Source organism: Vibrio sp., from assembly GCF_047973365.1.
In the GTDB taxonomy this organism is placed as follows: Bacteria; Pseudomonadota; Gammaproteobacteria; order Enterobacterales; family Vibrionaceae; genus Vibrio.
This window is the reverse complement of sequence record NZ_JBKEBW010000003.1, coordinates 48,934-63,779: the sequence shown is the minus strand read 5'-3', so window position 1 is coordinate 63,779 and position 14,846 is coordinate 48,934. Positions and strand designations below refer to the sequence as shown.

Here is a 14,846-nt window from a genome sequence, read left to right as displayed (position 1 = left end):
TTGGATATAAGCCGCCGTTTAGATTTATCCGAATGAGTAGTTGGAGAAATGCGCAAAGTCCTCTAGCCAGTTATGCGATGCCAAACCAATGGTTCAACGAACTGGGGTTGGTAAATCTTGAGCAAGTAGGAACAGGGTATGTGTTTAGCAATTATGCTGAATGGAAGTATGCATGAGCCGTATACGAGGTCCGTACGTACGGTTCTGTGAGAGGGATGAGGCGGTAACGCCTCACCCTACTCGATTTCGTCATCAAAATGACAACACATAGGTGTGTTGGTTGTTATATGAAGCATTACTATTTTTCGCTTAATATTTCTTATCAAGCGTATTTGTCACATTACTCGGGAGCGGCAAGTTCTGTTTTAGTGATTACAGAGCAGGGATTGCGTTTGCAACTGCCAGCATCAAGGTTTCGACCATTTCTCAGCCAAATTGGCGTAAAAGGTCGATTTAGATTGGTAACTGACCAAAATAACAAGTTTATTAAGTTGGAAATGCTGTAAAGAAAGAAAATAGCAGCTGTTTAAATAGGTATCTTAGTCACATTCTCAAACATTTGCCTAAGCGATAATGTTAAATGTGTTAGCGTTTTGTTTTTTAAATTTTACAATAAAGCACGCATTACTAGCAGTAGGCTATATTCTTACTGCATCCCCCTACAAAACATAATTCTAATCTGGAGTCGCCTATGACCGCGCGTGAGACTTTGATGCCGGTTCTACTTGAAAAAGTCTTTCAACTTATTCAAGACAAACTTGAGCAAAAACAACAACCTCTGGTTACTCAACTCGCTCAACATCTATTTAGCAATGTATCGCAAGATGATTTAGCTGAACGAAATGAGTCGGATTTATATGGTGCGGTAGTCAGCCTTTGGCATCATATCAGTGAGAAAAAAGGTGATGATTACTCTGTACGCGTTTTCAATCCAACGGTAAGCCGTCATGGTTGGGAATCTACTCATACGATTGTTGAGATTGTTGTCCCGGATGGTCCTTTTCACGTTGACTCGATTAAGATGGCACTTAGCCGGTTAGATTTAACTTCCCACTTAATGCTCAACGGTCCAACGCAAATTGATCGTGATGACAATGGCTTAATTAAGTGCATCAATAATGGAGAAGGACCACTTCAGTCGCTTTTTCACATAGAAGTTGATCGCTTGAGTAACAAAGAAGAGATGAAGACTCTTCAAGAACAATTGCTTGATATTCTGCTGGATACCGCGTTGGTGGTGAAAGATTGGCAACCTATGGTAAGTAAATTGGATCAAGTTATTAGCCAGCTTGAAGCCAATGCAGATCAACTGCCTGAATCTGATCGTTTTCAGGAAACCATGGCGTTCTTACGTTGGTTAGGAAACCACAATTTCACTTTCATGGGTTATAAAGAATATGATCTTGTTGATGTTGATGGCGACACAACACTAAAACCGACTGATGAGGTTGGTTTAGGTCTGTTCTCGCAAAGTGCACGTGTTCGTTCGGTAAAACTGTCTGAATTCTCTGATTCTGCACGCCTAGAAGCAAAAAAAGCCTACTTACTTATTCTAACTAAAGGCAATAAACAATCTCGTATTCATCGCCCAGCCTATACTGACTATATCGGTATCAAAAAATTTGACGAAAACGGAAAGGTGATTGGTGAGCATCGTTTTAGTGGTTTGTACACTTCTGCGGTGTATAACCAAGTTGTACAAAGTATTCCGCTAATTCGTGAGAAAGTAGAACGAATTCTGGCTGCGAGCCGTTACCGTGTTGGCTCATATGCCTATAAAGCTCTGCACAATATTCTTGAAAACTACCCACGCGATGAGCTGCTTCAAGCAACAGAAGAAGAACTGTTAGAAGTTGGTATGGGTGTTGTACAAATGCAAGACCGAGATCTGCTACGCCTGTTTGTTCGCAAAGACCCGTTCGGTCGTTTCTTCAGTTGTATGGTGTACGTAACGAAAGAGCGTTACAACACTGAGCTGCGCCGCCAAACACAGCGAATTTTTAAACAGTATTTTGGTTGTGAACAAGAAGTCGAGTTCACAACATATTTCTCTGAAAGCCCACTGGCAAGAACTCATTACATCGTTCGTGTTGATAATAACAACATGGATGTGAATGTGAAGAAAATAGAGCAAAACTTAATGGAAGCATCAACCACTTGGGATGATCGTTTAGCAGAAGCGATCGTGGCAAACCGAGGCGAAAGCAAAGGTTTGCCTCTTGCAAAAGAATATTTACATGCATTTCCTCGTTCATACAAAGGCGATGTCATGCCGGTTTCTGCGATGGCTGACATTGAACGCTTAGAAGCTCTCAACGAAGAAAACAAGCTAGGCATGTTGTTCTATCGCCCGCAAGAAGAGTCAACAGATTCAAAAGCGGTTCGCCTGAAATTGTACCACTGTGACGAGCCAATCCATCTTTCTGATGTGATGCCAATGCTCGAAAACCTGGGCTTGCGCGTTATCGGTGAATCACCATACGAAGTAGTGAAGTCAAATGGCCAAGTGTATTGGATCCTTGATTTCTCAATGCTGCATAAGAGCGAGAACAAGGTTGATCTTCGCGAAGCACGTGATCGTTTCCAACAAGCATTTGCGGCTATCTGGAATGGTGACTTAGAAAGCGACGGCTTCAACCGTTTGGTGTTGGGCGCGTCATTAACTGGCAGAGAAGTCTCCATTCTTCGTGCTTATGCTCGTTACATGCGTCAAATTGGCTTCCCATTCAGCCAACAATATATTGAAGACACACTAAGCCATTATCCAGATGTTGCTAAAGGCTTGGTCGATCTATTTGTGCGTCGTTTTGATCCAAAACATAAAGGGGCGCAGAAAGGTCAAACTGATCTGATAAACAAGATCACAGAACAATTAGATCACGTAGAAAGCTTAGATGATGATCGTATTATTCGTCGTTACATGGAGATGATCCTTGCGACTTACCGTACCAACTATTATCAATTAAACGAAGATCAGCAGCCTAAGCCTTGGTTGGCATTGAAGATGAAACCAAGCGAAATTCCAGAGATTCCGGCACCAGTACCGGCGTTTGAAATCTTTGTTTATGCGCCTGATATCGAGGGTGTACACCTTCGTGGCGGTAAGGTTGCACGTGGCGGTTTACGCTGGTCAGACCGTCAAGAAGATTTCCGTACCGAGATCCTTGGTTTAGTAAAAGCACAACAAGTTAAGAACACTGTCATTGTCCCTGTGGGGGCTAAAGGTGGTTTCGTTTGTAGAAAACAGTACCTTTACAATACGCGAGATGAAATTTTTGCTGAAGGTCAACGTTGTTACAAACGCTTCATCCGCGCGCTATTAGATGTGACAGACAATATCGTAGAAGGTGATCTCGTTGCCCCGGTAAATGTGGTTCGTCACGATGAAGATGATCCGTATTTGGTTGTCGCGGCAGACAAGGGCACGGCAACATTTTCAGATCTTGCTAACTCAGTATCAGCAGAATACAACTTCTGGCTGGGTGATGCTTTCGCCTCTGGTGGTTCGAATGGTTATGATCACAAAGCGATGGGGATTACTGCGAAAGGTGGTTGGGAGTCTGTTAAGCGTCATTTCCGTGAAATTGGCATTGATTGCCAAACCACCGATTTCACTGTGGTGGGTATTGGCGATATGGCTGGTGACGTATTTGGTAACGGCATGTTGCTATCGAAACACATTCGTCTACAGTGTGCATTTAACCACTTACATATCTTTATCGATCCAACGCCGGATGCTGCAAGCAGTTGGCAAGAGCGTAATCGCTTATTCAACCTGCCTCGTTCTAGCTGGGAAGATTACAGCGTTAAACTGATTTCGAAGGGCGGTGGCATATTCTCTCGTAAGGCAAAATCGATTACTTTGACACCTGAAATTCAAAAGCTGTTAGGCTCGAAGAAAGGATCTATTGCTCCAAATGAGCTGATTAAGATGATCTTATCTATGGAAGTTGATCTGTTATGGAATGGTGGGATCGGTACATATGTTAAGTCGTCACGTGAAACACATACTGATGTGGGGGATCGCGCAAATGACTCACTGCGTATCGATGGCCGCGATCTAAACGCTAAAATCATTGGCGAAGGCGGAAACTTAGGCATGACTCAGCTTGGTCGTGTGGAATACGCTCTGAAAGGTGGTCGTGTTAACACTGACTTTGTTGATAACGTTGGTGGTGTCGATTGCTCAGACAACGAAGTAAACATTAAGATCTTCCTAAACGGTCTGGTTGCAAATGGCGACATGACTCTCAAACAACGTAACCAAGTGCTTGAGTCAATGGAAGATGAAGTTGGAGCGATTGTTATCGAAGATGCTTATGTTCAGTCTGAATCGATTTCAGTCACCGAGCAACAGAGCATTGTGCTTGTAAAAGAGCAGATTCGCTTTATTCACCAGTTGGAGAAAGCGGGGCATTTGGACCGAGCGCTTGAGAATCTTCCTGATGACGAAGCGTTACTGGAACGTGAAAAACAAGGGCACGGTTTGACTAGACCAGAGCTTTCTGTACTTGTTGCCTACGGCAAGATGGTGTTGAAAGACGAATTGGCTTGTGAAGAGATTGCGAATGATGAGTTTCATGCTCAACAGTTGATCAATTACTTCCCAACTGAGTTACGTCGTAACTATTTGCAACATATGCAAAATCATCCGCTACGTTCTGAAATCATTGCCACATCATTGGCAAATCAGATGGTGAACGAGATGGGATGTAACTTCGTTACTCGTTTGCAGGAAGAGACGGGGTCGACGGCCGTTGACGTAACTAATGCTTATGCAGCTGCGCGTGAAATCTATAAATTAGGTTCAGTACTAGAGGAATTACGTAAGCTTGATAACCAAGCAGATGCATTGACTCAGTATGAGGTGATGTTCCACGTTCGCCGTTCACTACGTCGCTTATCTCGTTGGTTGTTACGTAATCACCCAGGTAAACAGTCTGTTCGTGATCTTATCGAACTTTATCAAGCAGATGTTGAAGCGATTAAACACATCCTTGACGATGTGCTAGTTGTGAGTGAAGTAGAAGAGCACAATGCTATGTCGCAAGCTTGGATCGAAAAAGGAATCGAACCTAAGTTAGCCAATTATGTGGCTCGTTTGTCTAGCTTGCACTCAGTGTTGGATATATCTTCAGTTGCAAAAGAAAAGCAAAGATCAGTAGAGCAAACAGCGAAATTGTACTTTAACTTGGGTGATCGTTTGTCTTTGCACTGGTTCCTAAAACAGATCAATAATCAAGCGACAGAAAATAATTGGCAAGTATTGGCTCGTGCTGCATTCAGAGAAGATCTCGATTGGCAGCAACGCCAATTAACCGCTCAAGTTCTCAACTGTAAATGTGAAAATGAAAAGCTGGATGTGATCAAAGCTCTGGAACAGTGGATGCAAACAAATTCAGTTTCACTGCATCGTTGGGAAAATATCCTGAACGAGTTCAAAGTGGGTAGCGTTCATGAGTTTGCTAAATTTTCTGTCGCATTGAGAGAATTGATGTTGCTCAATTTAAACTGCCAAGCGGTTGAATAAAGTTTGAATTGTTAGCTGAATAAGACAATAATAACGCCCCGTTTAATCGGGGCTTTTTTCTATCGGAGGCACAATGCTCTACCGCTTAGCCAGAACTGGCTTTTTCAAATTGGATGCTGAAAAGGCGCATGATCTTGCCATCCAAAACTTCAAACGTTTCACCGGCACTCCTCTTGATCTTTTCTATCGTCAACATCTTCCAAATCGACCAGTTGAATGTATGGGATTAACATTCAAAAACCCTGTTGGTCTTGCTGCGGGTCTTGATAAAAATGGCGAATGTATTGATGCATTTGGTGCTATGGGATTTGGATTTGTTGAAGTAGGGACGGTAACTCCTCGTCCTCAATCGGGAAATGACAAACCTCGTCTTTTCCGGATCATCCCAGCAGAAGGGATCATCAACCGTATGGGTTTTAATAACCTAGGTGTTGATAACTTAGTTGAGAACGTTAAAAAAGCCAATTATGACGGAATTATCGGTATCAATATCGGTAAAAACAAAGATACACCTATTGAAAAAGGTGCTGATGACTACCTAATTTGTATGGAAAAAGTCTATCAGCATGCCGGCTATATCGCTGTAAATATTTCATCACCAAATACTCCGGGGCTACGCTCATTACAATACGGTGAAGCACTTGATGAGTTATTAGCAGCATTAAAGCAAAAGCAGGCTGAACTGGCGAATAAGTATGATAAATACGTTCCTTTAGCTCTTAAAATTGCGCCAGATCTGAGTGACGACGAAATTAAGCAAATTTGTCTATCGTTACTGAAAAACCAAATTGATGGTGTTATTGCAACTAACACTACTTTGGACCGTTCTTTGGTTGAAGGTATGAAACACGGCAATGAAGCGGGTGGGTTAAGTGGTAAACCACTTCAATCTCGAAGCACAGAAGTGATCAAATGCTTGTATCGTGAGTTGGGAGATCAAATTCCAATTATTGGGGTTGGTGGTATTGACTCATATGTCGCCGCGAAAGAAAAATTACTTGCTGGGGCAAAACTGGTTCAAGTGTACAGTGGTTTCATTTACCAAGGTCCAGGTTTAGTGGCTGACATCGTAAAAAATATCTAATTTAGGCTTCTGTTGCTGAAATAGAACAAAAGTGACAAGGTCATGTAGAGAGGGAATGAGAAAATCATTTCCTCTTTTTTTTTGTTTTTCCTCTCTTAGAATTAACAGCAGTTAGTTGGCAAGGGTAATTAAGCGTTTTACCTAATAGTCTGATAATAAATAAATAGTGAGTCAGGACAATGCTTAAACCGAGTGACAGATGGAATTGGTACTACTCAGATAGCGAAGGCTATTTGATGTTAGAACTGGGTGAGGATATGGTGTTTCGCACCAATCTAAGCAGCAATCTTTTGGTTGATTGCGCTTTTTCATCTAATCAATTTACTGTCGATGACGCTTCCGACTATCAAACTTATAAAGAGCGCATTGATTGCTTAAATCTCAACGAGCCACGCAAAGTAGAGCTAGTTCTGTATTGCGTAGCCGCTAAGCGCTTCCATAAGCCAGTCCAACCCAGGAGCTGGTTCTTTGACTACCAAAGCAGTGGTTTTTCTCCTGAAGAGGGCGAAATAGTAAGCTTGGTCAATAGCCATGGTCGAGGATATTTCATCGTCCTAGAAGTCGGTGACAACGCTAGCTTATGCGCGTTAGTTGACCTGAACGATTTTTCTTTAAATGCTTCAAAACAATTACGCTTTGGGCAGGTTATTAAAGTCATGCATGACAGAATGGCATCGGCTAACCAAATTTTACTACCACAGCTCATGGCGATGGTAGGTTAAGTTTCTTCCCTAGTATTTTCGTTCCCTTGTTTCACTTCCCATCGGCGTAAGCCGATTTTTTTTGCCTTCAATTTGCATCAAACGAGTAGTTTCCATCACGGATTTTTATTCTTATTTTCAATTCTTACAAAAAATTTGTATTTAATTTCCCCCAAATGTGACGGTACAACCGTACTTATTCGCTATCAAAAGCGCTTAAAACTTCCCGTTTTAACTAAAAATGTAATTAATTTACAGTGTAAAAACATATCTGGTATAGTCCAATTTTACTGTGAATAAATACTCACTATCGCTATGAGGCAATAAATTAAAGCGATGTGAATTGATTCCTACATTTGCTAACTAACGAATGAAGAGACGAGCGAATAAACAGTAAGTTTTGTGTTTTTATGCTTTTGGGTTGTTTAGATTTGGGCAAGTTGTTCAATGTCAGGTATAATCTGACACCATTTTTATTAGCTAAAGAACACTATGAATCAGTATCTAGCGGTAACCTCAAACGGTCTTGAGAACCTATTAGTAGAAGAATTAACAAAATTAGGGATTTCAGACGCCAAACCTGTGCAAGCAGGGGTGAAATTCAGAGCGTCAAATGAGCAAATTTACCGTTGTTGTTTATGGAGCCGCCTTGCTTCACGATTTGTACGTGTTATTACCGAATTCAATTGTCAAAATGATATGGACCTTTACTTGTCTGCAACGTCAGTAAACTGGGTTAATCATTTTCATAGCTCTAAAAAGTTTGTGGTTGATTTCAACGGCACAAACAGAGAGATCCGCAACAGCCAATATGGCGCAATGAAAGTTAAAGATGCGGTCGTTGATTGTTTTGAAAAGAAAAGCCTTCCTAGACCTTCGATCAGTAAAGATCATGCGGATCTTCGCATTCACGTTCGATTACATAATGATAAGGCGCTACTGGGTATCGATATGGTCGGCAGTGGCTTACATGTGCGAGGCTACAGAACGGAAGCCGGCCGCGCTCCGCTCAGAGAAACACTAGCCGCAGCTATCATCTTACGCAGTGGCTGGGATGGGTCGAAACAATTACTAGACCCTATGTGTGGCTCTGGTACTTTGTTGATTGAAGCGGCGATGATGGCTGCAAATATAGCCCCTGGACTTAAGCGCGAAAAATGGGGGTTTGAGTCGTTACAAGACTTCGAATCTGAACTTTGGGCGCAAGTGAAATCTGAAGCGAGTGTTCAAGCAAGAAGAGGTGTCAATAAAACTGACACCAAGTTTTTTGGCTTAGATAATGACAGTCGTGTCCTTAAAACTGCGAAAGACAACGCTCGCCGTGCAGGCGTAGAAAGTTTAATCCAGTTTGAGCTTGGAGATGCATCATTACTTAAAAAGCCTCAGGGCTTTGAAAGTGGTGTTATCGTGTGTAACCCACCTTATGGTGAGCGTTTAGGTACACATCCAGGACTTATTGCACTCTACACTGCATTTGGTGCGCAACTTAAATCTGAATTTGGTGGTTGTCAGGCATCTATTTTCTCAAGTTCTGATGAATTGCTCAGTTGCTTGCGTATGCGTGCTGATAAACAGTACAAGTTGAATAATGGTGCGTTACCTTGTCACCAAAAAAACTACTCAATTTCAGCTCGTGAACGTTCTGAAGAAGAGCAGCAGTCACAATCAACACAAATTGCTCCTGATTTCTCAAATCGATTGAAGAAGAACATTGGCAAGATTGGTAAATGGGCGAAACGAGAAGGTTTAGACTGTTACCGTATCTATGACGCCGATCTTCCTGAATACAACGTTGCGATTGACGTTTATCAAGACCAGTTAGTTATCCAAGAGTATGCAGCGCCTAAGAATATTCCAGAAGAGAAGGCGAAACGTCGTCTTACTGACATTATTCGAGCGGCGATTCAGGTGACGGGAACAAACGCAAACAATGTGGTTCTAAAAGTTCGCGAGAAACAAAAAGGTACGTCCCAGTATCAGAAGTTCGGTCAGCAGTCTCAAACGATGGAAGTCAGCGAGTATGGTGTAAAACTTATCGTTAACTTACACGACTACTTGGATACAGGTCTTTTCTTGGATCACAAGATCACTCGTCGTAAACTCGGTGAAATGGCGAACGATAAGGATTTCTTAAATCTATTCGCATATACCGGCTCTGGTACCGTACACGCAGCGTGTGGTGGGGCGAAATCGACGACAACAGTCGATATGTCAAATACCTACCTAGAATGGGCAAAAGATAACATGAAGCTAAATGGTCAAGTAGGGCGTCAGCATCAGTTTATCCAAGCGGATTGCCTTCAGTGGCTTGAACAAGCTTCGGCTAGCTATGATCTTATCTTCATTGATCCGCCAACCTTTTCAAATTCAAAGCGTATGGAACAATCTTTTGATGTGCAGAGAGATCATATTCAATTAATGAAGAATTTGAAGCGCATTCTTCGTCAGGATGGCACTATTGTGTTCTCAAACAACAAGCGTCATTTCAAAATGGATATGGCTGAGTTAGATAACCTAGGCTTAGAGGCCAGAAATATCTCTGCTCAAACGCTACCGCTGGACTTTGAGCGTAATAAGCATATCCACAACTGCTGGATAGTCACTCATAAGTCAGTATAGTGAACATATAATAGGGAAAGTTGATTGATCACGTTATACAGTACCGAAGGTTGCCACTTGTGTGAGATGGCATTTTCACTGCTGATACAGGCAAATGTAGCTTCACAAGTTGATGTAATCGACATTGTGTTCGATGAAAAACTGTTTTCTCGTTACGGGGTCACTATTCCCGTGCTCTCATATCAAGGTTCAGAGCTAAACTGGCCTTTTGATTTTTCAGAATTAACTCAATGGTTAGAAAATAATGGCATTAATCACCATTCATAACGGTTTACTCGCATTTGGCGACCACCCTTTACTTGATCACGCTGATTTCGCGTTGCAAGAAAATGAGCGTGTTTGTTTGGTTGGGCGAAACGGCGCTGGTAAGTCAACGCTAATGAAAATCATCGCAGGAGAAATGCTGTTAGATGATGGCAAGATGCAAGTGATGCAGGATGTCGTTGTGTCGCGTTTAGAGCAAGATCCACCGCGCAACCAAGAAGGTACGGTATTTGATTATGTTGCTGGTGGGCTACAAGAAGTTGGTGAGCAACTTAAGATCTACAACGATCTACTTGATCTTGTCGCGATTGACCCATCGGAATCCAATATTAAGAAGCTTGCTAATGTTCAAGAGCAGTTAGAACATGCTGGTGCTTGGCGCTTTGAAGACCGAATACAAAATGTTTTAGCTTCGTTGAAGCTTGATGGTCATACTAAGCTAACGGATCTCTCCGGTGGTTGGCAGCGTAAAGCCGCTCTTGCGCGTGCATTAGTGTGTGATCCGGATGTATTGCTACTCGATGAGCCTACCAACCACCTAGATGTGACAACTATTGAATGGTTAGAAGGTTTTTTAAAGGATTTCCGCGGTTCTATTATCTTCATCTCACACGACCGTTCGTTCATTAAATCAATGGCGACTCGAATCGTTGACTTGGATCGCGGTCAACTGAACTCTTTCCCTGGAGACTACGAAAACTATCTCACAGAAAAAGAAGAGTTATTACGAGTTGAAGAGTTACAACACGCTGAATTTGATAAGAAACTAGCTCAAGAAGAAGTCTGGATTCGTCAAGGTATCAAAGCGCGTAGAACACGTAATGAAGGCCGAGTTCGTGCGCTCAAAAAGCTCCGTCAGGAACGTAGTGAAAGGCGTGAAGTGCAGGGCAAAGTGAACTTACAAATAGATGATGCGGCTCGCTCGGGCAAAATCGTATTTGAGGCGGAAAATCTTAATTACGCTATTGACGATAAGTGTTTGGTTGATAATTTCAGCTTTAACATTATGCGTGGTGATCGTATTGCTCTTATCGGCCCGAATGGCTGTGGCAAAAGTACACTGTTGAAGCTTCTTTTGGGACAACTGACTGCCGATAGCGGTCGTTTGCATTGTGGTACAAAACTAGAAGTTGCCTACTTTGATCAGTACCGCGAAATGTTGGATCCAGAAAAAACGGTGATTGATAATCTTGCTGATGGTAAGCAGGAAGTAACAGTTGGAGGGCGTCAACGGCACGCGCTGAGCTATCTTCAAGACTTCTTATTTGCACCAAAACGGGCAAGAACGCCGGTGAAAGCGCTTTCTGGTGGAGAGAAAAATAGACTTCTGCTTGCTCGTCTGTTCCTAAGATCCAACAATTTATTGGTGTTAGATGAACCAACCAATGATTTAGATATCGAAACATTGGAACTTTTAGAGGATTTGCTTGCCAATTATCAGGGTACTTTATTATTAGTCAGTCATGACCGTGAATTTGTTGATAATACAGTGACCACGAGTTGGATTTTTGAAGGTAACGGAAAAATAGAAGAGTTTGTCGGTGGCTACCATGACGCTCAACAGCAGCGCGCTCAGGTTATGCAATTGCGTAGTGTCGAAAACACCGTCAAACAAGATAAACCGGTTGAGCCAGCTCCCAAATCGGAGCCTGCGAAACCTAAGTCTAAGAAGTTATCTTATAAACTGCAGCGTGAATTAGAAACTCTGCCGCAAAAACTCGAACAATTAGAAGCAGAGATTGAATCACTGCAAGAGCAAGTTAACGATGCTGACTTTTTTAGTCGAACTGTTGATGTGACACAACCCATTTTAGATAAGTTATCTGCCAAAGAGCAGGAACTTGAAATTGCATTTGAGCGTTGGGAACAGCTTGAAGCAATGCAACAGGATAGTTAATGGATTTTATGAATAGAAAATTGTTTAGGCTGAGCGTAGTGAGCTCAGCTATTCTTGCTACCACACAAGTATCAGCAGCGCTTTATAACGTCGTTGAAGTGACGCCTAGTACTACCTATAACTATAAAAGTGCTTATGGTGTTGCTATTGAGCCTGCAATAACTACTGCTGCGAGCGATAACTGTTTTGAAAGTAATACTGCTGGTTCCAAGTCATGTGAATCATTCATACTAGCAGGTGAAACCCGCTCAACTGTCATGAACGCCGGGGAAGCCGTGGATGGCTTAAGTTTTCGCGAAGAAGCCCCTTTTGGTATGAACCGCCAGTTTAGCTATATCCAAAATTACGATGACTTTGAAAATTACTGTGATGCACAATTAGGCTATTCCACTTGTGAATATTGGGCAGACGCACGTTGGAATGTTTGGTCTGCTGAAATGGATGGGAATACTACTCCGATTTCAATTGGTTTTATTGGATCTTCAACTACTAGTGATGATGTTTACGATTCCGCAAACGTTGTTATTAATAGTATTTCTGATAATGGTGCAGCCATTGGTATTCAATCTCAACCAGGTAACGTGACAAAGTATCGACGTAACAATCTTAAGGCTTTAGTTGAAGATGGTGCTTATTCTCCTAATGACGATTATCTGCAAACACGTGCCTGGAAAACTGACGGTACTTATACCGTAGGTAGTGTTTCTGAAAGCTATGAAACGAGTGATTACGGTACCTATTATGTTTCACATCCTGCAATTTGGGACAACAGTACTGGTGCAGCCGTTGAAATACCTTGGCATAGCGGTACAGCCAAAGCATCGTCTAACTATCTAGCGCAGGGCAGTATTCGTGATTTTGTTGTTGTTGATGATATGATTTATGGCGTTGGATTCAATGCTTATGATTCTTCATACAACTATATGAATGCAACGGTGTTTAGCGTTAATGTAGCGAATTACGGAACCGCATCAAGTTGGACAAGCAAGGTTGTGAATGGTGCAACGGTAAAAATCGATGGCGATACGATACATACCAATTCAGTGATTACTTCGGTAAACAAAAATAAGGTTGCTATAGGCAGTGCTAAGCGTACGGGTAGCACTCCGTATAATGGCGCTGCTTCAAATCGCTTGTTTTTAGTCAAAGACGTTTCTGCTTCATCTCTAACTGCGGTATTCCCATCGGTTGGTATTCTGTTTGCTGGCGCTGGCGGTAAAGCTGGTGCAATAAATGATTACAACGAAATTGTTGGTCAGGTTGATTTTGACGATACTCGTGAAATCGATGGCAAACCCCGCGTGAAGAGAGGTTTTATCTATCCATATAGCGCTACCAACAGTGATACTACACGCATGGCTAGATTTGCTAATCAACCATGGTATCTAGACGACTTAACAAACGATGATGATGTCGATAGTACCAATAACCAGTACCGTGTCGTCGATGCCACTGATATCAATAACGCAGGGGTTATCTCTGGTACGGCATTCAAATGTGCTGGTGGATATAGCACCACCGCTCATAACTCAACATGCAGTGGGACCGAAACTGTTGTTGCCGTGAAACTGGTACCCATTGCTGGTGCAACTTCAGCGAATATTAGTCAAAGAAGCACGGAGACATCAAGTTCGAATAGATCGGGTGCTAGTTTAGGATTATGGGGATTGATTCTGTTAGGTTTAGGTTGGTTCCGTAGAAAATAGTCATTTTTTGTCAAGAAAAGCACAAGCTCACAAAAATAAGCTTGTGCTTTTTTTTGACTTGAGAAAGAGGGGATTTTGCGCAATTCTTAAAAATGTGGTCATAAAAGATCCACACTAATGTAATAGTTGTAAGTAAGACACAAGTTACTGTATGAGGACTGCACTATGAAGAGACAAAAGCGTGATCGCCTTGAAAGAGCACAATCTCAAGGTTACAAAGCTGGTTTGAATGGACGATCCCAAGAAGAATGTCCATACCAACAAAGCGATGCTCGTTCATATTGGCTAGGCGGTTGGCGTGACGCAAGAGATGACAAACACTCTGGTCTCTATAAATAACCCCCACATACGAAAGGATCTTAAGCCCCGAAAGGGGCTTTTTAATATCTATAATATTTTAATGCACTATAACTCATTGTTTAGGGAAAAATTAAAACAGCCTGATAGCTGTTTTAATTTTTGACCAATCTAAGTTTAAAACGCAGAGGTGTCTTGGAAGAGGCCGACTTTTAAATCTTTTGCAACGTAGATTTCTTTTCCGTCTACAAGTACGCGTCCATCGGCAAGACCCATGACTAACTTACGGTTAACGACACGTTTCATATTGATTTCGTAAGTTACTTTCTTAGCGGTAGGCAGAATTTGACCTGTAAATTTAACTTCGCCAACACCTAAAGCGCGGCCTTTACCTTTACCGCCGACCCAACCTAAGAAGAAGCCAACAAGTTGCCACATAGCATCCAAACCTAAGCAACCAGGCATTACAGGGTCACCAGGGAAGTGGCAATCAAAGAACCATAAATCTGGAGTGATATCTAACTCAGCAATAATAAGACCTTTGCCAAATTCGCCTTCAGTTTCAGACATTTTACTAATACGATCCATCATCAGCATGTTTGGTGCTGGTAACTGAGGGTAACCTGGACCAAATAGCTCACCACGGCTAGAAGCTAAAAGATCATCACGATTGTATGAGTCACGTTTGTTTTGCATTATCAATTACTCCAATTTCTGATAGGGTGCATGTTAGTGAACACGTGTACGC

10 protein-coding genes and 1 pseudogene are annotated in these 14,846 nt (G+C 42.1%); 10 read left to right on the top strand and 1 reads right to left on the bottom strand.

Going from position 1 to position 14,846, the window contains the following annotated elements:
* The 10 genes and pseudogenes from ACK5MF_RS00330 to rmf form a co-directional block, all read left to right on the top strand.
* Window positions 1–176: pseudogene (locus ACK5MF_RS00330) on the top strand (group II intron reverse transcriptase/maturase); the annotation flags it as partial.
* 111 nt (window positions 177–287) lie between these two features.
* Window positions 288–506 (top strand): DUF2835 domain-containing protein, encoded by a 219-nt coding sequence (locus ACK5MF_RS00325; protein ID WP_416918248.1) that lies wholly within the window; start codon window positions 288–290, stop codon window positions 504–506.
* A gap of 185 nt (window positions 507–691) precedes the next feature.
* Window positions 692–5,530: an NAD-glutamate dehydrogenase gene (locus ACK5MF_RS00320; RefSeq protein WP_416918246.1), complete on the top strand. Its 4,839-nt coding sequence runs from the start codon at window positions 692–694 to the stop codon at window positions 5,528–5,530.
* 73 nt (window positions 5,531–5,603) lie between these two features.
* The gene (gene pyrD / locus ACK5MF_RS00315; RefSeq protein WP_416918244.1) at window positions 5,604–6,614 is read left to right on the top strand and encodes a quinone-dependent dihydroorotate dehydrogenase; all 1,011 of its coding nucleotides are present in this window, start codon (window positions 5,604–5,606) and stop codon (window positions 6,612–6,614) included.
* A 179-nt stretch (window positions 6,615–6,793) separates the two neighbouring features.
* Complete coding sequence (locus ACK5MF_RS00310; protein ID WP_416918242.1) at window positions 6,794–7,336, top strand: cell division protein ZapC; 543 nt, start codon at window positions 6,794–6,796, stop codon at window positions 7,334–7,336.
* Between the two features lie 471 nt (window positions 7,337–7,807).
* The gene (rlmKL, locus tag ACK5MF_RS00305; RefSeq protein ID WP_416918240.1) at window positions 7,808–9,934 is read left to right on the top strand and encodes a bifunctional 23S rRNA (guanine(2069)-N(7))-methyltransferase RlmK/23S rRNA (guanine(2445)-N(2))-methyltransferase RlmL; all 2,127 of its coding nucleotides are present in this window, start codon (window positions 7,808–7,810) and stop codon (window positions 9,932–9,934) included.
* 24 nt (window positions 9,935–9,958) lie between these two features.
* The gene (locus ACK5MF_RS00300) at window positions 9,959–10,201 is read left to right on the top strand and encodes a glutaredoxin family protein (RefSeq protein WP_416918238.1); all 243 of its coding nucleotides are present in this window, start codon (window positions 9,959–9,961) and stop codon (window positions 10,199–10,201) included.
* A complete protein-coding gene (locus ACK5MF_RS00295) occupies window positions 10,179–12,095 on the top strand; it encodes an ABC transporter ATP-binding protein (protein ID WP_416918236.1) in 1,917 nt (638 codons plus the stop codon). The genes ACK5MF_RS00300 and ACK5MF_RS00295 overlap by 23 nt, the downstream gene beginning before the upstream one ends.
* An 8-nt stretch (window positions 12,096–12,103) precedes the next feature.
* Entirely contained in the window at window positions 12,104–13,801 is a 1,698-nt protein-coding gene (locus ACK5MF_RS00290) for a DUF3466 family protein (protein WP_416918234.1), read from the top strand.
* Window positions 13,802–13,966: 165 nt separating this feature from the next.
* Window positions 13,967–14,140 (top strand): ribosome modulation factor, encoded by a 174-nt coding sequence (gene rmf, locus ACK5MF_RS00285; protein ID WP_165311341.1) that lies wholly within the window; start codon window positions 13,967–13,969, stop codon window positions 14,138–14,140.
* A gap of 135 nt (window positions 14,141–14,275) precedes the next feature.
* On the opposite strand, the gene fabA is transcribed toward rmf, so the two are convergent.
* Window positions 14,276–14,794 carry a bifunctional 3-hydroxydecanoyl-ACP dehydratase/trans-2-decenoyl-ACP isomerase gene (gene fabA / locus ACK5MF_RS00280; RefSeq protein ID WP_416918232.1) on the bottom strand — a complete coding sequence of 173 codons (519 nt, stop codon included), beginning with the start codon at window positions 14,792–14,794 and terminating at the stop codon, window positions 14,276–14,278.
* Between the last annotated feature and the right edge of the window lie 52 nt (window positions 14,795–14,846).